This window comes from Rhizobium sp. BT03 (assembly GCF_030053155.1).
In the GTDB taxonomy this organism is placed as follows: domain Bacteria; phylum Pseudomonadota; class Alphaproteobacteria; order Rhizobiales; family Rhizobiaceae; genus Rhizobium.
Genome location: NZ_CP125642.1, coordinates 478,421 through 498,594, shown reverse-complemented (window position 1 = coordinate 498,594; position 20,174 = coordinate 478,421). Strand labels below are relative to the sequence as shown.

Below are 20,174 nucleotides of genomic sequence, written 5' to 3'. Positions count from 1 at the left end.
TTGTGGGTTAAATTGCAGGGCGCTCAGGCGCGCTCTTCCCAGACCCTCGCAAGCTCAACGATCGTTTTGACGGCCTTTTCCATATCCTGGCGGCTGACCCATTCGAGCGGCGAGTGGAAGGCATGGCCGCCGGCGAAGATGTTCGGACATGGCAGGCCCATGAAGGAGAGGCGCGAACCATCCGTGCCGCCGCGGATGCTGCCGCGCACCGGCGTCATGCCGGCTCGGCGCACCCCTTCGATGGCGTTGTCGACGATTTGAGGATGCCGGTCGAGCACCACCTTCATGTTGCGATACTGCTCCTTGACCTGGAAATGATAGGTCGAGCCGGGATAGCCGGCCATCACCTTCTTGACGATGGTCTCGAGCATCGCCTCCTTTTCCGCGAGCCCCTTGTCGGTGAAGTCGCGGATGATGAAGCTCAGCGACGCCTTCTCCATCGAGCCGGTCACGCCGACCGGATGGATGAAGCCCTGCTTGCCCTCGGTGGTCTCCGGCGCCATCTCCTTCGGCAGCCGGTCGATGATGGCGCCGGCAATCTTGATGGCGTTCTCCATGCGGTCCTTGGCAAAGCCCGGATGAATAGCCACGCCTGAAATAGCGATCTCGACGCCATCGGCCGAGAAAGTCTCGTCCTCGATATGGCCGGCCGTCTCGCCGTCCATGGTATAGGCGAAGTCGGCACCGAGTTTCCTCAGGTCAACCTTGTTGACGCCGCGACCGACTTCCTCGTCGGGCGTGAACAGGATCTTGATCGTCCCGTGCCGGATCTCGGGATTGTCGATCAGGAACTGCGCGGCAGTCATGATTTCCGCCAGCCCCGCCTTGTCGTCGGCGCCGAGCAGGGTCGTGCCGTCGGTGGTGACGATATCGTTGCCGATCTGGTTATTCAGCTCGGGATGCTCGGAAACGCGGATCACCCGGCTCGAATCGCCGGCAAGTTCGATGTCGCCGCCGGCATAGTTGCGGACGATCTGCGGCTTGACACCCGTGCCGCTGAAATCGGGCGCGGTATCCATATGCGAGCACAAGCAGATGACCGGCACCGCCTTGTCGCTATTTCCAGGAATGGTCGCATAGACATAACCGTGTTCATCGAGATGCGCGTCGGCCAAGCCAATCTTCAGCAGTTCATCGACCAGCACCCGGCCGAGATCCTTCTGCTTTTCGGTGGTCGGCTGCGTCGACGAGGCAGGATCGGATTGCGTGTCGATAACGACATAACGGAGAAAGCGGTCGAGAACAGTGTCGGTCATGGCATCCAATCCAGCAAATCACCTGGTTGATATAATCCTCACGGGCGATGCGGCAAAAGTTTTTTCCGCTCGCAATGCGTGAGGATTGACCTGATCAATCGACGCGTAGCCCCTCGTCGTCGAACACATGCAGGTACTGCGCCGGGAAAGCCACATTGACCTTCGGGCCTGCCTTCAGCGCTTCGCGATCGAGCGTGAAGATCTTGAACGGCAGGCCGTGCAGGGCAAGATGCAGGATGATGCCGAAGCCGGTGGGTTCGACGAGTTCGACATCGGTGGCAAGGCCCGCCCCGTCATTCGTCATCAGCACATGCTCCGGCCGAATGCCGAGCGTAACCCTGGCACCATCTTCAAGGGGCAGCGGCTTTGCCAGCGGAACGATCGTTCCGTCCTGCAGCTTGACGCCGCCGTCGACATAGCTCGCATCGAGAAAATTCATCCCCGGCGAGCCGATGAAGCCGGCGACGAACAGATTGGCGGGGTGATCGTAGAGTTCGAGCGGACTGCCGACCTGCTGCACCACGCCGCCGTGCATGGCGACGATCCGGTCCGCCAGCGTCATTGCCTCGATCTGGTCATGGGTCACGTAGATCGAGGTCGCCTTCAGGTCGCCGTGCAGCTTCTTGATTTCGGCACGCATCTGTTCGCGCAGGCGCGCATCGAGATTGGACAGCGGCTCGTCGAACAGGAAGGCCTTCGGCTGGCGCACGATGGCGCGGCCCATGGCGACGCGCTGGCGCTGGCCGCCGGAGAGCGCCTTCGGCCGACGTTCAAGCAGCGGATCGAGACCGAGCTTGGCGGCGGCCGCGGAGACGGCACTGGCGATCTTCTCCTTCGCCGTCTTCCGCAGTTTCAGGCTGTAGCTCATATTGCCGGCAACGTTCATATGCGGGTAAAGCGCATAGGACTGGAACACCATGGCGATGTCGCGATCCTTGGGATGCCGCTCGTTCACCCGGGCGCCGGCAATCCGGATTTCGCCCGATGTGACATCCTCCAGCCCGGCAATCATGCGCAGCAGCGTGGACTTGCCGCAGCCGGAGGGGCCGACCAGCACGACGAATTCGCCGTCCCGGATTTCGAGGTCGACGCCGTGCAGCACCTGCACATGGCCATAGGCTTTGCGGATATTCTGGATATCGATCGATGCCATTTGTTTAACCCTTGACCGCGCCGGCCGTCAGGCCCTGGACGAGATAACGCTGGATGAGCAGGAAGAAGAGCCCGGCCGGAATGAGCGCCATGACGCCCGCCGCCATCATCTGCCCGAAATCCACCGAGAATTTCGAAACGAATGTGAGAAGCCCGACCGGGAAGGTCGCCGCGTCGTTGCCGTTGATCAGCATCAGCGCAAAGAGCAGTTCGCTCCAGGCGGCGGTGAAGACGAAGCCGAGTGTGGCGGCGATGCCGGGCAGCGTCAGCGGCAGGATGATCTGGCGAAAAGCCGTGAACTGCGTCGCACCGTCGATCATCGCCGCCTCCTCCAAATCCTTGGGAATGCCGTCGAAAAATGACTGCATCAGGAAGGTGGCGAAGGGCACGTTGAAGGCGGTGTAGACGACGACGAGGCCGGTCAGGCTGTTGGTCAGGTGCAAGGGCGACAGGATCTTGAAGATCGGCGCCACCAGCATGACGAGCGGGAACATCTGGGTCAGCAGCATCAAGGCGACGATCCAGTATTTTGCCTGGAAATTGAAACGCGACAGCGCGTAGCCGGAGAGCGAGGCGCAGATCGTCACGGTCACCGCCGTCGAGACCGAGACGATCAGGCTGTTCTTGAAGAAGGTCGGAAAGGCGCTGTGCTGCAGCACGAAGGCATAATGATCCCAGCTCGTGCGCGATGGCCACATGCGAACGCCTTCGCTATAGAGCAGGTCGTTTGGCGTCACCGAGACCTTGAGCAGCCAGAACAGGGGGAAGAGCGCGAAGGCGATGTAGCAGAGGATTGCCAGGCGGTGCGCAATGGTGGGAACGGCGGATCGTCTCATCGTCTCAATCCTTGTTCAGCAGCGTCTGCCGCAGCAGGATGATCAGCATCGAATAGGCGAGCAGCAGGGCCAGCAGCACCAGCGCGATCGCCGAGGCATAACCGAAATCGAGCCGCTTGAACGCCGTCGTGAAGATATAGCTCGCGACGATCTGCGTGCGGTCGGCAGGCCCGCCATTGGTCATGACGACGATCAGATCGGCGAAATTGGAGATCCAGACGGTTCGCAACAGCACGGTGATGGCGATGGTCGGTGCCAGAAACGGCAGGGTGATCGAGCGGAAGCGCTGGAACCAGCCAGCACCGTCGATCGACGCCGCTTCGTAAAGATCGCGCGGGATAGCCTGCAGGGCGGCCAGCAGCGTGATGGCGAAGAAGGGAATGCCCCACCAGACATTGGCAACGATCGGCCCCCACATCGCATAATTGGGATCGGAAAGGATATTGCCCGGCTCATGCATCAGCCCGAGGGCGAAAAGCCAGTGCGGGATCGGCCCGATAACAGGATTGAACAGCCAGGCCCAGTTGAGGCCGGCAAGAAAGGACGGCACGGCCCAGGGCAGGAAGACCAGCGCCTGCGCGATCGCCCGGCCCGGGAACGGTTTGTCGAGCAGCAGCGCCAGGATGAGCCCGAAGACGAACTGCAGGACGACGGAGGCGCCGGTCCACCAGAGCGTGTTTCTCAGCGCCCCGTAGAAGGCGGCATCCGTAGAAAGCTCGCGGAAGTGATCGAGCCCGATGAAACCGCCGGAAAACGGGTTGAGCAGCTGGATGTCGCGGAAGGCGTAGGAAACGCCCAATGTCAGCGGCACCAGCATGACAGCGATGATCAGGATCAGGGCCGGGGCGCTGTAGAGATAGGGCTCCGAAGCATCGGCAAGACGACGCAGCCACGGCCTGCGGTCGCGACGCATGTCAAGCATATCGGCGGAAATGGTCATCAGTGCGTAATTTCCATGTCTACCCGGTTGCGGATTTTCGCGCGGGTAATGCTTCTGAAAACTGGGCGGCCGCGGCCCCCTCATCCGCCTGCCGGCACCTTCTCCCCGCTGGGGAGAAGAGGGAATGAGGCGGCGCCGCAACTCCCTTCTCCCCTCGGGGAGAAGGTGGCCCGAAGGGTCGGATGAGGGGGCCGCAGTTCGCCCCCATTAGTCCTTACTTCTTGCTCAAGAACTTCTGCTGCGCCTTGGTCAGATAGTCCGCCCACTGGTCGGCCAGATCCTTTGCCGAGATATCGCCGAGCAAGGCCTGCTGCGAGGTCTTGATCGCCAGCGAATCCTTGAAGAACGCGAATTCCTCGAGATAGGTCGGCATCACGGTCGGCACCGTGTTCGGGTCCGCCAGTTCCTCGAACCAGCCCTTGAACTGGTCACCGGCATAGAAGGGATCCTTCTCGGCCGCGGTATAGGCCGGCAGGGCGCCGATGCGCTTGTTCCACTCGATATTGCCTTCCGGCCCTTCGAGGGTGGCGATCAGCTTCCAGGAGAGATCCTTGTTGGCGCTGGTCGCAAACATCGACCAGCCGCCGTAGCCGATGGTCGGGAAGGACTTGCCGTCAGGCCCTTTCGGCAGCGGCATGACGCCGAAATCTTCCTTTTTCATCCGTTCGGCAATGGCGATCAGCGCATCCGGATCCTGGTCGAGGAAGGCGCAGGTGCCGGAATAGAAGCCGGCGACGACTTCGTTGAAGCCCCAGTTGACGCTGTCCTTCGGCGCATAGCCCTTCTTGTAGAGATCGACCATCCACTCGATGCCCTTAGCCCAGCCGGGGCTGTTCATCGTCGAGGTGCCGTCTTCGTTGAAGTATTTGTTCGAGCCGGCCATGGAAGCGGCGAAAATCATCCAGCCGTTGAGGCCGCCCGGTCCGCCGCGCATGCAGTAGCCGTATTTGCCCGGCAGCTTGGAAACCTTTTCCGAAGCGGCGGTGAACTCTTCCATCGTCTTCGGCGGCTCGGCGACGCCGGCCTCCGAAAGCAGTTTCTTGTTGTAGAACATCGCCCTCAAATAGAAGCCGTAGGGCAGCATATAGGCGGTGTTCTTGACGTCGCGGCCGAGCTCGAGCGCGCGCGGCGTCAGCTCCTTGCTGTGCTCCCACTTTGCGAGGTAGGGCTCGAGGCTTTCGAGCATGCCGTTATTGGCATAGAGCGATAGCCAGGTGTCGGGCATCTCCATCACATCGGGCACGTCGCCGGCCGAGACCATGGTCGCGAACTTCTGGAAGGCTTCGTTCCAGGGCAGCGAGATGATGTCGACCTTGGTGCCGGGATTGGCGGCCTCGAACTTGCCGACGATCGATTTCAGCGTTTCGGTGCGCTCCGGGCTGGTGATGACTTCGACGAGCTTGAGCGTGGTATCGGCAAAGGCCGTACCCGCCATCATCGAAGCAAAGAGCGTCGAGATTATTAGTTTTTTCATGCTCAGTTCCCCCTTTTAGGTTCTTGGGTTTCATGATTGCGAGGCGGCGGCGAGCGCCTCCTCGATGTCTCTCCACAGCGCCTCGGTTCCTTCGAGGCCGACATGGAGGCGTACGGATCGCGCATGGATGCCAAAGGTTTGCGCGGAATTCGGCTGTGCCTTCTGCTGCAGCACCACCTCGCCCGGTACGATCAGGCTTTCATGACCGCCCCAGCTTACACCCAATTTGAAGAGCTTGAGGTGGTCGGCGAAGGCGCGGATATCGACGCCGTCGCGGAAGATGAAGGAAAACAGGCCCGAGGTGCCGTTGAGCCCGGCCGGCAGCCGGTTGGCGAGGCCGGGGTGGCAGACCGTCTCGACCACTTCGAGCTTCTGCAGGCGCCTGGCGATCTCGAGCGCCGACGTCTCATGCGCCCGCATGCGCAGCGGCAGCGTGCGTAGACCGCGGATCAACAGCCAGGCGTCGAAGGGCGAAAGCTTGCCGCCGAGATAGGGATAGGCCTCGGCCTTGATGCGGGCGATCATTTCCTTCGAGCCGGCAACGATGCCCGCCACCACATCGCTGTGGCCGCCGAGATATTTCGAGGCCGAATGGATGACGAGATCGACGCCGAGCGTCAGCGGCCGCTGGAAGAACGGGCTTGCCCAACTGTTGTCGATCATCGAGACGACGCCGTGGCGCTTGGCCAGCGCCGCGAGCGCGCCGACGTCATGCGCCTCCATCACCCAGCTCGTCGGGCTTTCCAGATACAGGAGCTTGGCGCCGGGCAGCGCTTTGGCGACCGCCTCCTCGTCGCGCCCATCGACATAGGTCACCTCGATCTTCATCCGTTTCAGGATGGTGCCGAACAGGCGGAAGGCATCGGGATAGACGTGTTTGACGGCAACGATGCGGTCGCCCGGCTCGACGAAGCTCAGCACGGATGAGGAGATCGCTGCCATGCCGCTGGCAAAACCCAGCGCATCCTCGGCGCCTTCGAGCTTGGCCAGCATCTCTTCGAAGGCGCGCACGGTCGGATTCAGCCCGCGCGTATAGGTCGGCCGCACCTTCTCGCCGCGATAGACGGTGATCATCTCGTCATAATCGGAAAAGGTAAAAAGCGAGGTCTGGAAGATCGGCGGCACGACAGCGTCGGCGAAATTGCTGTCGTCGTGGGCGGTGATGATGGAGGCAAGATCGAACGGGTCTTCGCCGCTGCTCATTTGGACATTTCCTTGATGTCTTCCTCGACGATGTCGAGAATCTTCAATGTTTCCATGCGCGCCGCCTCGGCATCCCCGACCACGATCGCGTTGAAAAGGGTACGGTGAAAGGGAAAGGACCGGCGGGCGAAATCCTGCCGGTCGAACGGATGTTCCCAGAACCGCTCGAATGTCTCGCGCATCTGCTCGAGCAGCTGGCGAAACAGCGGATTGTGGGTGGCGTCGTAAACGGCGAGATGGAAAGCCAGATCCTCCGGCCCCGAGGTGCCCTTCTCCAGATGCACCCGCTCCATCTCGTTGAGCTTTTCCTCGATGACGACAAGATCCTTCGCAGTCCGCCGCCGGGCCGCGACCATGCCCGCCTCGCATTCGATGCCGCGGCGAACTTCCAGCGTCTGCAGCAGCGCGTCGCGCAGATGCACCGCATCGAAGGACAGCGGCATATGGATCGTCGCCCGGGACACCGGCTTCAGCAGATAGGTGCCGCTGCCCTTGCGCGTCTCGATCACCCCGAGCGCCTGGAAATGACGGATCGCCTCGCGAATCGTCGACCGCCCGACGGCAAGGGCTGCCATCAGCTCGCGCTCCGCCGGCAGCCGGTCCCCCGCCTGTAGCCGTGCATCCTCTACATAATCCGCCAGCGCATCGGTCACCTGACGCGCGCGGTCCATGACGGGAAGCGGCCGGATCACCGGCCTATCGCTAAGCTTTGCCTTCATGGTTCCCCATTTTCTTGTCAGGCATTCAAGCTTCGAAATTGGTCTGACATCTTAGCATTTCGCAAAGTGAGGGAGGCGTCAAGGGGTGTTGCATCAGCATCTGATCCGCCTCCGCCACAATGTCCTTTTGCACCTCCCAATGGGCTTCGTCGCCCGGAGCAAAGAGCAGACGTCGCCTTTGGAGCGCGCCTTCATGCTCTTGCGGCCGGCCGGGGTCTGTCGGAATATGCCCACTGCATCCAAAGAACGGGTGGGAAATGGCGGCGGATCGAATAAACGCCCTTGATGGCATCAGGGCTATCGCCATCCTTGGTGTGTTCTACACGCATTTCGTCGACGATAGTTCCCTTCTCGGCGATCTGGCGGTGCGAACATTCTTCGTTTTGAGCGCCTTCCTGATTACCGGCAACCTGATTGCGTTGCGCGACGCCGAAGGGTTCAGCTATCTAGCGGCGCTGCGATCTTTCTACGCGCGAAGGGCGACAAGGCTCTTGCCGACCTATTACGCAATGGTCCTGGGGCTTGCCGCTATCGGCCTCGTCACGATCCGGGACGGGCTTTTTTATCATCTCGCCTTTCTTTCCAATTTCTGGTTCGCGAGGGGCGTCGATTGGAACCCGTGGGTGCTTGCCCATACCTGGACCCTGTCCGTCGAATGGCAGTTCTATCTCGTTTGGCCGCTGATTGTCCTGAACTGCGCAAACAAAGTGGTGGTGCTGGCCGCGGCAGGCGCCATCGCCATCGCGCTGGCATTCTGGCTCGGCTGCTATATCGCGGATTTTTACCCCGACAAGATGGTCTTGTGGCCACCGTTCTCGCTTGATGCCCTCGGTGTGGGAGCCTTGACGTTCTTCTTTTCGCGCGTGCTAGCGCGGCCGGTCCAAACGCGACTGATTGCGGCAATCCTGCCGGTAGGACTGTGGGGTGTCCTGCAGCTCGCGGCCACAGACGGCCAACCCCGTTTGCTGGTGGTCGTCGCGTTCCTTCTACAAATTCTTCCGCTTCTGCCGATGGCGATCCTGATTGCCGTAACGGCGTCAGGGGCAAGCCCGGGTCTCGATCGCGTCCTCGGAGCCCGGCCCTTGGCCTATCTCGGCCGCATCAGCTACGGATGTTATCTCTACCACTTTCCGATGTTTTGGCTGATGATGCAGATTATGTGGCGCGTGTTCGATTATCCGCTGAAGTCGGGGTTCATCCAACTGGTGGTCGTCGCGATCCCCACAATCGCGTTGTCCATTATAAGCTGGGAACTCATCGAGCGACCGATCCAGAAATGGCTGACCGGCAGCCGCCAGAAGGCGGCGCGGGCCAAGAATACCGTATGAACTCGGGGAGGACCTCTCACTCAAGCGACAGATGGGCTTGCTTCCAGCCTCCGCCCAACCATCAGTGGCCAGATCTGCAACCCGCATCGGCATAACGCCGGACATTGCGCCTTCGATCATGCCATGAGATGCTCCGAAGGTTGTGGCAGCATAGGCTGTGAACATGCGAGACTATGTCAAAGGTCAAAGTTTTCATCGGTATATGCGCTCGCTGCTGGCTTGGCGATTTCAGGAGCTCGGCTGGGAATCACAACCGGGCAAATGCAGCTTTGTCCATGGCAAAAGGATTTTCTGGCTGCAGATATCCCAATCTTCGAACAGCCTTATGGGCGGCAAATTTACGCTCAACTTGACGGAAGGGTCCGGAGCCGCCGGCGACACAAGAGTACTTCGCCGATTGAACGAGGCGGATCGAGCGGTTGGCAGAGCTTTGGAAGAGCGCATCATCGCGCGTCTTCCGAGACCCGATCCTGATCCGGACATCGAGGTCGTTGGAGAAAACGGCGGAACTGTCTTGGTAAAACTCGGCGATCTGGCGCGGGCAAATCCCAGACAATGGGACGGCCCCTCCGATGTCTGGTTGCCTTACTTCGGCAAAAACGATCTGGACGACTGGGCGGCGTTTCTCGTGCCGCGCCTTGACCGACTGGTCGGGCCCCCATCGCCTGAAACCATCGATCCATCACTGTGGGCCCAGCGCCTTCGTCATTTCACGGGTTTGTTCCGCTCAAAATGAGCGATGCTCGACAAACTCGCCGCTGCGCCGGCCCTGTCGGGCTCTACGCGGCCGCCGGCCCCAGATCGACAAGCGCCTTGATCGGCAGATGATCCGAGGCGATGCGGGCGAGCGGCGTATCGTGCGCCTCCACCTCCGAGATGATCCCCTTGCGGTTGGCGATGATGCGGTCGAGGGCCAGCAGCGGCAGGCCGGCGGGGAAGCTGGGGACGGCGGGTGGCAGCGGGCCGAAGGCGGATTGGAAGGTGTTGAGCGAGGAGCGGTCGCCGAGCCGCCATTCGTTGAGGTCGCCGAGCAGGATGGTCGGCATTTCCTTGCGGTCATTGATGAGTTCGACGAGCATGCGGGCCTGCTGAGCTCTGTTGTGGCGCAGCAGGCCGAAATGCGCGGCAATGATGCGCAGCACGCCGCCCTGTTCGAGCTCGATCTCGGCAACGAGGGCGCCGCGCGGCTCCAGGCCCGGCAGCTTGACCTGGTGCACGTCATGCACCAGCCCCTTCTTGAAGAGCACGACATTGCCGTGCCAGCCATGCGCCTTGGCCATGCCGGCGACCGGCACCGGGATCAGCCCGGTTTCCCGCTCCAGCCGGCCGAGATCGAGAATGCCGGTGCGCTCGCCGAAGCGTGTATCGGCCTCCTGCAGCGCGATGACGTCGGCGCCGATTTCATGGATCACCCGGCTGGTGCGCTCCGGATCGAAGCGGCGGTCGGTGCCGACGCATTTGTGCACGTTGTAGGAAGCAATCAGCGTCCCGGCGCTGCGCGGCCCTGTCTCCATATTGGCCGCGTCGAGCCGCTTCTTCCGGCTCCGGATCGAAGCGAGAATGCTGGCGGGAAGATTGTCTTTTCTAGCGTGCATCGGAAAGCGCAGTCGTTCCGTTGATCAAAAAGCCTTCTCCCGGCAGTATAGGAGGGCCAGCGGAACTTGCCATGTCCGACCGCAAATAATCCTTCACAGATAGGGCGAACCCAGCCACAAGACCTTTTCGAGCAGCCGCACCGGGAAGGGCCGCGCGCGCAAGCCGTCGAGCGTCACCGGCGTTGCCGATTTCAGGGTTTCCTCGATATGCTCGTCGATCTCACCGGCAAAACCCTCGTTCAGGACTTCGAGATCGACCTCGAAATTCAGGCGCAGCGAGCGCGGGTCGAGATTGGAGGAGCCGACATAGGCCCAGGTGCCGTCGATCGTCAAAAGCTTCGAATGGCTGAAGCTGCCGGTCGAGCGCCAGATGCGGCAGTAACCTTTGAGGATCTGGTCGAATTGCGCGGTCATCGCCCGGTCGACCAGCACGAGATTGTTGACCGCGGGAACGATGATATCGACTTCAACGCCGCGCCGCGCCGCCGTCACCAGGGCGCTGATCAATTCGCGGTCCGGCAGGAAATAGGGCGACATGATGCGGATCGATTGGCGCGCCACGGAAAAGGCGCCCATCAGCATCTTGTGGTTGGTCTCGACGCTGCGGTCCGGCCCGGAGGCGACGACGCGCATCAGGATGGGATCGCCGGGGCTGCGCTGCGGCGGTTCGATGCGCCAGGCCTCCCCATTCAACAGCTCCTGCGTGGAGAAGCGCCAGTCTTCGGCGGCAAGGTCGAAGAGGTCGGCAACGACCGGCCCGGTGACGCTGAAATGCGTATCGTGAGCAAAGCTCTCGCCCGTCGCCTCCTCGCTGAAACCCGCACGGATGTTCATGCCGCCCGTCAGCGCGATCTTTCCGTCGACGATCAGGATCTTGCGGTGGGTGCGCAGATTGGCATAGGGCAGCCGCAAGCCCATGATGACGTTGCCGTTGAAGACGGCGACTGTGACGCCGCCCTCCTTGAGATGGCCGAGAATGCTCGGCACCGAATAGCGCGCGCCGACCGCATCTATCAGCACCCGGACCTCGACGCCGCGCTTGGCCGCCGCAATCAGCGCATCGGCGATGCGCAGCCCGATCGCGTCGCGGTCGAAAATATAGGTTTCGAGCAGGATGCTGCGCGCCGCCTCGTCGATGATGGATTTCATCGCCGCATAGGCTTCGTCGCCGGTCTCCAGCACGTCGATCGTATTGCCCGAGGTCAGCGGATTGCGCGTCACCCGGTCGCCGAGCGTCTGCAGCGCCGCAAAGCGGCGGCCGAACTGGCTGATGACGGTCTCGGCCTCGGCGTCGAACGTCTCCAGCTCGTCGATCTCGGCCGCCGGCAGCAGCGCATCGCGGCGGATGCTCAGCGATTTGCGGCGAATGCGGTTGATGCCGGCGATCGCATAGAGCACCGCACCGATGATCGGCGACAGGATGATGACGCCGACCCAGCCGATCGCCGCACGCACCTCCTCCTTGGTCATGGCGGCATGGATCGCCGCCGCGGCCCCCATGGCGATCGAAACGACAAAGAGGATATGCGGCCAGTAGGTCGACAGGAGATAGAACATCGCTGGCAAATATAGCCGCGAAATGGCAGCGTTCAATCGCGCCTGCTCTCTCCCATGACGCGAAATTTTTCGCCGTGGTCATTTTGCCGGCCTCGGCCGCCCGTTTCACTGCAGGAACAATCCCGGCGCGCAAGGATTGATCCCGAAGAGATGAGGATCGCGATCATGAACATCGCCGCAAGCGTCGGTCCCGCCCTGGCGCTCGAAGTCGCGGATGCGGAAAGCGTCGGCGAACTCAGGCATCAGGCCGAAAGCTGCACCCGCTGTGACCTCTATAGGAATGCCACGCAGATCGTCTTCGGCGAAGGGCCTGGGACAACCGAGATCGTCCTCGTCGGCGAACAGCCGGGCGATCAGGAGGATGTGACCGGCAGGCCGTTTGTCGGTCCGGCAGGCCGGCTGCTCGATCGCTGCCTTGAAGAGGCCGGGCTCGACCGCCGGCGCTGTTATGTGACCAATGCCGTCAAGCACTTCAAGTTCACGCCGCGCGGCAAACGGCGGCTGCATGCCAAACCCAATGCCGGCGAGATCCGGCGTTGCGCCTGGTGGCTCGGCGCGGAGCTGACTATCCTGCAGCCGAAACTCGTCGTCACCCTTGGCGCAAGCGCGCTTTATGCGCTGCTCGGGCCAAAGGCGAAGCTGACGCCGGAGCGCGGCCATATCCTGCATCCGGCAAACCATCCGCCTGTCCTCGTCACCATCCACCCATCCTATCTCCTGCGCATCCGCGACGAGGCGGAGCAACACCGGCTGCGGCTGGATTTCGTCTCAGATCTGCACAAGGCCGCCGTGTTTCGGCCGTGATGAATGCCGATTCTCAACCCTGATATGCTGCAACGCGAAATATTTGCGGTTGCAGCGCGATTTTTCTTGAAAGAGTTCCCCTCCTCTGGAACCATCCCGGCAGTATCGCGTTCGAACGACGGCATCATGTGACTGGAGATCAGCGATGGCAGAAACTCGGGATGAGTGGATCAAAAAACGTGCATACGCCCTCTGGGAAGAAGAGGGCTATCCGACAGGGCGAGAATCCATCCATTGGGAACAGGCACGACACGAGCGCGAAGCGCTCGAGGGCTCCGCTGCCTCATCCGACGGCAAGGAAGTCAAACCCAAGGCCAAGCGCAGCGTCGCGGGCAGCAAGACGAACGGCGTCGTGACCCCGGCGCCGAAACGGACGGCGAGCCGCAAGACGGCACTCTGAATACCGAATTCAAGCAGCTGGATCAAAAAAAGGGCGTCGTCGCGGCGCCCTTTGATGGTTTTTGTCATAAGCTTGAATTAGTTGTGCATTATCGAATTTCCGGAGGACGGGCTTCCACGTGGGGGTGAACAGAGGCCGGATGACGCTGCACGCTTTGAGGCTTCCCAGAAAAGTTGAGCCCTCGCCCGATAACCGGGAACAAGAACACGCATTGGCTGTTTATGGCGAAACCGGGGAAGTTGCCATGAACGACGACCATGCCGATATCCTTTCCGTCCCGCTCACCGCAGCCGGCGGCCGCGCTTCGGCCGCGATCGTCTAGGGGAATGGAGATGTCGCTCCTCGCCATCGCCGCACTGCTCTATCTCGGCCTCGCGCTCGGCTTCATCCTCGTCGTCGACAATCTCGTCGGGCTGGTTTTCCGCGATCCCCGCGCGCCAGTGCAGCCACCCTTATTCGACATCGGCCGCGCCTTCGCCGCATCGCAAAAACTCTATCGGAAACAATAGCACGCAGGGCGGCCGCCGCCGGGCAGCACTGATTGGCGCGGCACCCTTGAAAAAGCCAGGAACGACCTGCGAAAAGACTTCTGTCGTCAACCGAAGGATTGAGCGGATATGGCATACGAGCTTTATTATTGGGACGGCATTCAGGGCCGCGGCGAATTCGTGCGGCTGGCGCTTGAGGAAGCCGGCGCCGATTATGTCGACGTCACCCGTGAGCTCGGCCGGGGGACAGACACCATGTTCGCGCTGATGAAGAGCGACAGCGAACCGCATATTCCCTTCGCCCCGCCCTTCCTGAAGGACGGCGACCTCATTATCCCGCATGTCGCCAACATTCTGTTTTATCTCGGCCCGAAGCTCGGCCTTGCGCCTGAAGATGAAGGCCTTCGCCATGTCGCCAACGGCCTGCAGCTGACCGTTACCGATTTCGTCGCCGAAGTGCATGATACGCATCATCCGATCGACACATCGCTTTATTACGAGGACCAGAAGCCGGAAGCGAAAGCCCGCTCCGCCGCCTTCATCCGCGAGCGCATTCCGAAATTTCTCGGTTATTTCGAGCGTGTGCTGCGGCAGAATCCTGCGGGCGCCGACCATATTGTGGGAGATGCGCTCAGCTATGTCGACCTGTCGCTCTTCCAGGTGGTCGAGGGGCTGACCTATGCCTTTCCGAACGCCATGGCGAAGCGCAAGGCGGAATATCCGGTATTGCTCGCCCTGCATGATCGGGTGGGGAAGCGTCCGAACATTGCCCGCTATCTCGCCTCCTCTCGCCGCCTCGCCTTCAACGAGGACGGGATTTTCCGGCATTATCCCGAGCTCGACAGCGCGGCGTGAGGGAAGCGCCGGTTATTGCAGCGGCACGGCCGCGTCGAAGAAATCGCCCCATGGGTCGCTCGGTCGGACCGTCAATCGCTGCGGCACATTGGCGAGCGTGAAGGCGGCCGGGCCGCTGACCTCATTCAATTCAGACCAATCGAGCGGCATCGAAACCGGCGCACCCGGTCGCGCCCGCGTCGAATAGGCCGCGACCGCCGTATTGCCGCGGCCGTTGCGGAGATAGTCGATGTAGATATGGCCGCTGCGTTTGGCCTTCGTCGCGGTTGAGAGATATTTTTCCGGCGCCTCGACCGACATGCTTTCGGCAAGGGAATGGGCGAAATCCTTTACCTCGGCCCAGCCGGCCTTCGGCGCAAGCGGCGCCACCACATGCAGCCCCTTGCCGCCCGACGTCTTGACGAAGGCGGCAAGGCCGCGGGCTTCGAGCCGCGCCTTCACGTCGAGCGCTGCTGAAATCACCGCGCTCCAGGCGACGTCCTCGCCCGGATCGAGGTCCATGGTGATCATATCCGGTCTTTCCCAATGGTCGGTCGTCGTGCCCCAGGGATGGATCTCGAGCACCGCCGATTGCACCAGCGCCATAAGACCGTCGAAATCGCCAATGCGCAGCAGCTTTTCGCCGTCCGTTTCCTCGGGATCGGCGATCTCCCCGATATGGGCATTCATGCCCTTCCAGGCATGTTTCTGGAAAAATCGCTGGCGGCCCTTTATCCCGTCCGGCAGGCGCAGCAGCGCCAAGGGCCGGTTGATGAGATAAGGCGCGATAAAAGCCCAGACCGCCGCATAATAATCCGCCAGCCCCTGCTTGCTCACGCCCTCGTCCGGCCAGTACAGCCGGTCGGGATGGGTCAGGACGACATCTGATTTCGGCGGATTGTTTGGGCTCATTCCTCGATCTCGCGTGTGAGGAAATCAAGTAGCCTGTTTTCCTCGGCCCGCAAGCCCCGCAGCGGTTCGCTAACGCTCTCGATCACCGGATGATCGTTGCCGGCGAGCGCGATGATTGCCGGATGGATATAGCTCGAACGCGAGATCGCCGGTGTGTTGTGCAGCGCCTCGGCCGAGGCCTCCGACATCTGCTTGACCGTCGGCCGGCCGCCGCCGGCAATCGTCTCGCGCGCCGCGCTGAAAGCCGCCAGCGAACCTGCCCAGGTGCGGAAGGTCTTTGCTGAGATGGGAATGCCCGATATATCGGCCAGATAGGCGTTCAACCGACCGGAATCGATCGGCTTCAGCGCCCCGTTTTCATCCTTCCAGACGAAGAGCTGGCGGCCGGGCAGATCGGCGATTTCCTCAAGGATCTTCTGCAGCCTGGGATGTTTGAGGCTGCGCTGGACGCGTTTGCCGCCCTTGGCGCGGAATTTCAGCTCGATCTGCCCGTCGACGATCTTCAGGTGCCGCTTGAGCAGCGTCGTTGCGCCATAGGTATCGTTCTCGCGGACATAGGCCTGGTTGCCGACGCGCAAATGCGCCTCGTCGAGCAGCGTCGTCAAGGCGGCCAGCACGCCGTTGACATCCTCGGTGCCGGTGTCGAGATGGCGCAGCACGGTGCGGCGTATCCTCGGCAGCGCCCGGCCGAACTCGATCAGCTGATGGAATTTTCCCGCGCTGCGGAAGGATTGCCAGTCCTTGTGATAGCGGTACTGCTTGCGCCCGCGCGCATCGATGCCGGTCGCCTGCAGATGGCCGTTGTCGTAAAGGCAGATCCAGACATTCTCATAGGCCGGCGGCAGGCCGAGCGCGCCGATGCGCGCCCGCTGCAATTCATCGGCAAGCGTCCTGCCGTCGGGCATGACATAGCTGAAGCCCTTGCCCTTCCTTCGCCTGCGGATGCCGGGTTCGGCATCGCTGACATAGACGAGACCAAGTTCGGTGATGGCTTCGGCATTCATCTTTTCTACTGCTTGCTCCGACGCCCGAACTGGAACCAGCGGCGGCGCTGGGCCTTGGTCGCTCCCTCCGGCGGCTGGGTCTGGCCTGTCGGCGCAAAGACTGCGACGCTCTGGGCATAGACGATGACCGGATTTTCCTGCTCATGCACCGCGAAGGCGTCGGTCTCCGTCCCGGTGTCGAGAACCCGTGACCAGTGCTGCAGCCCATTCACCTCGGGCAGGTGGATCTGACAGTCGCCGCCGGCATTGAAGACGAGGAAGAGGTCGTCCATCGTCTCGGTCTCAGGGGCGTGCACGCTCCTGGAGAGATAGACGCCGAGCACCTGCAATCCATCGTCGTTCCAGGCGCCGTCGTCCATGAAGCTGCCGTCCGGCTTGTACCAGGCGATCTCGATGCGCCCGTCTTCGCTCACTTCCCCGGTCAGGAACCGCTCCTGCCGCAGCACCGGATGCGCCTTGCGGAAGGCGATGGCCTGGCTGAAGAAATCGAGGAAGGGATCGTCGAGCCCATCCCAGCCGGTCCAGCCGATCTCGTTGTCCTGGCAATAGGCGTTGTTGTTGCCGCCCTGGCTGTTGCCGAGTTCGTCGCCGGCCAGGATCATCGGCACGCCCTGAGAAAGCATGAGGGTCGCCACCATGTTGCGCCGGCGCCGCGCCCGGGCGGCATTGATGTCGGCATTATCGGTCGCGCCCTCGGCGCCCATATTGTCGGAATGATTGTCCGAATGGCCGTCGCGGTTGTCCTCGCCGTTCGCCTCGTTGTGCTTGCCGTCGAAGGAGACCGTATCCGTCAGCGTGAAACCGTCATGGGCCGAGAGAAGATTGACCGAGGAGGTGGCGCCCCGGTCGGAATGGTTGAACTGCGGCGCCGAACCGGTGACGCGGGCCGCCAGTTCCGACACCATGCCGCCATCGCCCTTCCAGAAACGGCGCACGTCGTCGCGGAATTTGTCGTTCCACTCGCGAAAGGGATGCGGGAAACCGCCGACCTGATAACCGCCCTCGCCGATATCCCAGGGTTCGGCGATCAGCTTGACGCCGGAGAGGATCGGATCCTGCCGGATGGCGCCGAAAAAGCCGCCCTGGCGGTCGAATTCCAGATCCTGCCGTCCGAGCGTGCTGGCGAGGTCGAAGCGGAAGCCGTCGATATGCATGACTCCCACCCAGTAGCGCAGGCTGTCGAGCACCATGCGCATCACCATCGGATGGGCGACATTCAGCGTATTGCCGGTGCCCGTCGTATCGAAGGTGTGGCGGGGATCGTCGGGGGAGAGGATGTAGTAGCTGGCATTGTCGAGGCCGCGGAAGGACAGCGTCGGCCCCTTCTCGCTGCCCTCAGCGGTGTGGTTATAGACCACATCCATGATCACCTCGATACCGGCGGCATGGAACTTCCGCACCATGGTCTTGATCTCGGTGATCTTGTCGCCGGACATGTAGCGCGCCTGCGGCGCGAAGAAACCGAGCGTCTGGTAGCCCCAATAATTGCTGAGGTTCTGTTCCAGGAGATAACGATCGTCGAGGAAAAACTGGATCGGCAGAAGCTCTATCGCCGAGATGCCGAGCTTGACGAGATGGTCGATGATCGGATCGCTGCACATGCCGAGAAAGGTGCCGCGCAGCCGGTCGGGCACTTTCGGATGCGTCATCGTCAGACCGCGCACATGCGCCTCATAGATAATGGTGTCGGGCCAGGGGCGGCGGATCGCCTCCTCACCCGCCCAGTCGAAATCCGGATCCTGCACCACGCCCTTGACCATGAAGGGCGCGCTGTCGCGCTCGTCGAAGGAAAGGTCGTCTTTGCCGATCTGATAGCCGAACAGGGCGTCGTCCCATTTCAGGTCGCCCGTCACCTGTTTGGCATAGGGGTCGAGCAGAAGCTTGTTCGGATTGAAACGGTGGCCGGCGCCCGGGTCGTAAGGACCATGGGCGCGATAGCCGTAGACGGTGCCCGGCCCGACGCCGGCAATATAGCCCGACCAGATGTCGCCCTCGCGTTTCGGCAGCGGCATCCGCGCGATCTCGTTTTTTCCGTCGGGTGAAAAGAGGCAGAGCTCTATCTGTTCGGCATGCGCCGAGAAGATGGCGAAGTGAGTGCCGGAACCCGTATACTCCGCGCCGAGTTCCGGCTTGAGGAAGTCGAGTTCCGAAAATGAAAAGCTCATGATGCCCCGCTCAATGAAAAGACCAAGCGGGAAACGTCACGGTGGTTCGAAAGTTCCCTCATGCGAGGGAAAAGGGCAGATGCTGTGCGCCGGAGGAAGGTCCTACGGCATCAGCTGGCCGCCATTGACCTCGATGATCTGGCCGGTGATGTAGCCGGACAGTGTCGGTGAGGCGAGGAAGAGATAGGCGCCGACGCAATCCTCCGATGTGCCGACGAAACCCATCGGGATCGACTTGCGCTGCAGCTCCATCTGCTCGTCATTGGTATAACGCTCGTGAAAGGGCGTGGCGATGACGCCTGGCGCCACCGCGTTGACGCGGATCCTGTCGGCGACGAATTCCTTGGCGTGACCGCGGGTGATCGTCGAGACGAAACCCTTCGATGCCGCATAGAGGATCGCCCCGTTGCCGCCGCCGTTGCGGGCGGCAATCGAAGTGGTGTTGATGATGAAGCCGCCCTGCTTCTTCAGCCAGGGATAGGCCGCCCGCGTTGCCGCCAGCACCGAGCGGGCATTGAGATCCATGACCGCGGCATAATGCGCGTCGGTATAGTCCGAGGTCGGTTTGCGCCCCAGCATGCCGCCGGCATTGTTGATGAGCCCGTCGAGATGGCGGAAGGTTTTTGCCGTCTCCTCGACGACACGCTCGGTCTCGCCTTCCCGCGACACGTCGCCCTGGATCAGATGCACTGTACCGCCGGCCGCCCTGATCTCCTCGGCGAGCGCCTCCGCCGCCTCGCGGCTGGCATTGTAATGCACGCCGACCTTTGCCCCCTGCGCCGCAAAGGCACGCGCAAGTGCCGCCCCGATCCCGGTCGAGGCGCCGGTGATCAGCACGGCCTTGCCGGCGAGATCCGGCAGTTTGATCGATGCGAGCAATTGAGCAAGTTCCGCCATGGCTAAGACAGCCTCCCGAAAAACAAGGACATAGGTGATGAAACAGACAGGGGAAGTCTATCAGCCGAAATCGGCGAAGGGCAATGCACGAAAGCGGGAGATCTGCATCGCCGGGGAATGCAATGGCTGGCCTGTTCGGGCCGAGGCCGGCCTCTCTCATCCTATATGCATGCCGGCGGTCAAAAAAATTCTAGTCGCAGCTTTCTGCGATCTTCTTCAGTTCGACGGCGGTTTCCAGAGTGACGTCGTCCTTCTTTCCGACGAAACGGTAGGTCCCGCGCCACAAGCCGTCCGCCGCTTCCGAAATGCGCAGCCGATGATCGCCGTCCTTGCAGCTCGCGTCATAGGCCAAGTCACCCATGTCGGTGAAATCCAGTTTGCATTTGGCGGCCTGCGCTTTGGGTAGCACCGGGTTCATGTGGCTCTTCATGGCCGTCCTGTCGTAGCAGATCTGGAAGACCTGCTCATCGTTCTTCAGTTCGGGCGTGGGAACCGGCGTGAAGATCCTTACCTGCCAAAGTCCGGGGGGCAGGCCGGCCTCCTCCGCGAAAACGGCGGCCGGGGTCAGGACGAATGCGGCGGCAAGAACACGGCGTATCATGGTTTTCGC

General features: G+C 61.8%; 21 protein-coding genes. 7 read left to right on the top strand and 14 right to left on the bottom strand.

The annotated features are described in order from the left end of the window. Positions 1–23 precede the first annotated feature (23 nt). From pepT to QMO80_RS27040, 7 genes are all read right to left on the bottom strand, one after another. The gene (pepT, locus tag QMO80_RS27070) at positions 24–1,256 is read right to left on the bottom strand and encodes a peptidase T (protein ID WP_283200955.1); all 1,233 of its coding nucleotides are present in this window, start codon (positions 1,254–1,256) and stop codon (positions 24–26) included. A gap of 94 nt (positions 1,257–1,350) precedes the next feature. Further along, the gene (locus QMO80_RS27065; RefSeq protein ID WP_283200954.1) at positions 1,351–2,409 is read right to left on the bottom strand and encodes an ABC transporter ATP-binding protein; all 1,059 of its coding nucleotides are present in this window, start codon (positions 2,407–2,409) and stop codon (positions 1,351–1,353) included. Positions 2,410–2,413: 4 nt separating this feature from the next. Continuing rightward, on the bottom strand, positions 2,414–3,244 hold the full coding sequence (locus QMO80_RS27060; protein WP_283200953.1) for a carbohydrate ABC transporter permease: 831 nt from the start codon (positions 3,242–3,244) through the stop codon (positions 2,414–2,416). Between the two features lie 4 nt (positions 3,245–3,248). Continuing rightward, positions 3,249–4,184: a carbohydrate ABC transporter permease gene (locus QMO80_RS27055; RefSeq protein WP_168296556.1), complete on the bottom strand. Its 936-nt coding sequence runs from the start codon at positions 4,182–4,184 to the stop codon at positions 3,249–3,251. A 214-nt stretch (positions 4,185–4,398) separates the two neighbouring features. Beyond that, complete coding sequence (locus QMO80_RS27050) at positions 4,399–5,658, bottom strand: sugar ABC transporter substrate-binding protein (protein ID WP_283200952.1); 1,260 nt, start codon at positions 5,656–5,658, stop codon at positions 4,399–4,401. A gap of 30 nt (positions 5,659–5,688) precedes the next feature. Then, positions 5,689–6,861, bottom strand: coding sequence for a PLP-dependent transferase (locus tag QMO80_RS27045; protein WP_283200951.1), 1,173 nt, complete (start codon positions 6,859–6,861; stop codon positions 5,689–5,691). Continuing rightward, the gene (locus QMO80_RS27040) at positions 6,858–7,580 is read right to left on the bottom strand and encodes a FadR/GntR family transcriptional regulator (protein ID WP_283200950.1); all 723 of its coding nucleotides are present in this window, start codon (positions 7,578–7,580) and stop codon (positions 6,858–6,860) included. Before QMO80_RS27040 ends, QMO80_RS27045 begins: the two co-directional genes overlap by 4 nt. 257 nt (positions 7,581–7,837) lie before the next feature. Between QMO80_RS27040 and QMO80_RS27035 the strand changes: the two genes are divergently transcribed. Beyond that, positions 7,838–8,908: an acyltransferase gene (locus QMO80_RS27035; RefSeq protein ID WP_283200949.1), complete on the top strand. Its 1,071-nt coding sequence runs from the start codon at positions 7,838–7,840 to the stop codon at positions 8,906–8,908. Positions 8,909–9,071: 163 nt separating this feature from the next. Continuing rightward, complete coding sequence (locus tag QMO80_RS27030; protein ID WP_283200948.1) at positions 9,072–9,644, top strand: hypothetical protein; 573 nt, start codon at positions 9,072–9,074, stop codon at positions 9,642–9,644. Positions 9,645–9,687: 43 nt separating this feature from the next. On the opposite strand, the gene QMO80_RS27025 is transcribed toward QMO80_RS27030, so the two are convergent. After that, positions 9,688–10,503 carry an endonuclease/exonuclease/phosphatase family protein gene (locus QMO80_RS27025; protein WP_283200947.1) on the bottom strand — a complete coding sequence of 272 codons (816 nt, stop codon included), beginning with the start codon at positions 10,501–10,503 and terminating at the stop codon, positions 9,688–9,690. A gap of 93 nt (positions 10,504–10,596) precedes the next feature. Next, a complete protein-coding gene (locus QMO80_RS27020; protein ID WP_283201235.1) occupies positions 10,597–12,060 on the bottom strand; it encodes a phosphatidylserine/phosphatidylglycerophosphate/cardiolipin synthase family protein in 1,464 nt (487 codons plus the stop codon). 165 nt (positions 12,061–12,225) lie between these two features. On the opposite strand from QMO80_RS27020, the gene QMO80_RS27015 reads away from it, so the two are divergent. The 5 genes from QMO80_RS27015 (at position 12,226) to QMO80_RS26995 (ending at position 14,607) form a co-directional block, all read left to right on the top strand. Then, positions 12,226–12,864, top strand: coding sequence for a UdgX family uracil-DNA binding protein (locus tag QMO80_RS27015; protein WP_283200946.1), 639 nt, complete (start codon positions 12,226–12,228; stop codon positions 12,862–12,864). 145 nt (positions 12,865–13,009) lie between these two features. Then, complete coding sequence (locus QMO80_RS27010) at positions 13,010–13,264, top strand: DUF2934 domain-containing protein (protein ID WP_003574663.1); 255 nt, start codon at positions 13,010–13,012, stop codon at positions 13,262–13,264. A 139-nt stretch (positions 13,265–13,403) separates the two neighbouring features. After that, positions 13,404–13,586, top strand: coding sequence for a hypothetical protein (locus tag QMO80_RS27005; protein ID WP_283200945.1), 183 nt, complete (start codon positions 13,404–13,406; stop codon positions 13,584–13,586). Positions 13,587–13,596: 10 nt separating this feature from the next. Beyond that, entirely contained in the window at positions 13,597–13,773 is a 177-nt protein-coding gene (locus QMO80_RS27000; protein WP_283200944.1) for a hypothetical protein, read from the top strand. 108 nt (positions 13,774–13,881) lie between these two features. Beyond that, a complete protein-coding gene (locus QMO80_RS26995; RefSeq protein ID WP_283200943.1) occupies positions 13,882–14,607 on the top strand; it encodes a glutathione S-transferase in 726 nt (241 codons plus the stop codon). A gap of 12 nt (positions 14,608–14,619) precedes the next feature. Here the strand turns inward: QMO80_RS26995 and ligD are convergent, their stop codons facing one another. The 5 genes from ligD to QMO80_RS26970 all read right to left on the bottom strand — a co-directional run bounded on the left by ligD (position 14,620) and on the right by QMO80_RS26970 (position 20,165). Then, positions 14,620–15,498, bottom strand: a complete 879-nt coding sequence (gene ligD / locus QMO80_RS26990; protein WP_283200942.1) for a non-homologous end-joining DNA ligase — start codon at positions 15,496–15,498, stop codon at positions 14,620–14,622. Continuing rightward, positions 15,495–16,502: a DNA topoisomerase IB gene (locus tag QMO80_RS26985; protein WP_283200941.1), complete on the bottom strand. Its 1,008-nt coding sequence runs from the start codon at positions 16,500–16,502 to the stop codon at positions 15,495–15,497. The genes ligD and QMO80_RS26985 overlap by 4 nt, the downstream gene beginning before the upstream one ends. A gap of 5 nt (positions 16,503–16,507) precedes the next feature. Beyond that, positions 16,508–18,667, bottom strand: a complete 2,160-nt coding sequence (gene glgX / locus QMO80_RS26980) for a glycogen debranching protein GlgX (protein WP_283200940.1) — start codon at positions 18,665–18,667, stop codon at positions 16,508–16,510. Positions 18,668–18,769: 102 nt separating this feature from the next. Further along, positions 18,770–19,564, bottom strand: a complete 795-nt coding sequence (locus tag QMO80_RS26975) for an SDR family NAD(P)-dependent oxidoreductase (RefSeq protein WP_283200939.1) — start codon at positions 19,562–19,564, stop codon at positions 18,770–18,772. Positions 19,565–19,754: 190 nt separating this feature from the next. Next, positions 19,755–20,165 carry a hypothetical protein gene (locus tag QMO80_RS26970; protein WP_283200938.1) on the bottom strand — a complete coding sequence of 137 codons (411 nt, stop codon included), beginning with the start codon at positions 20,163–20,165 and terminating at the stop codon, positions 19,755–19,757. Positions 20,166–20,174 lie beyond the last annotated feature (9 nt).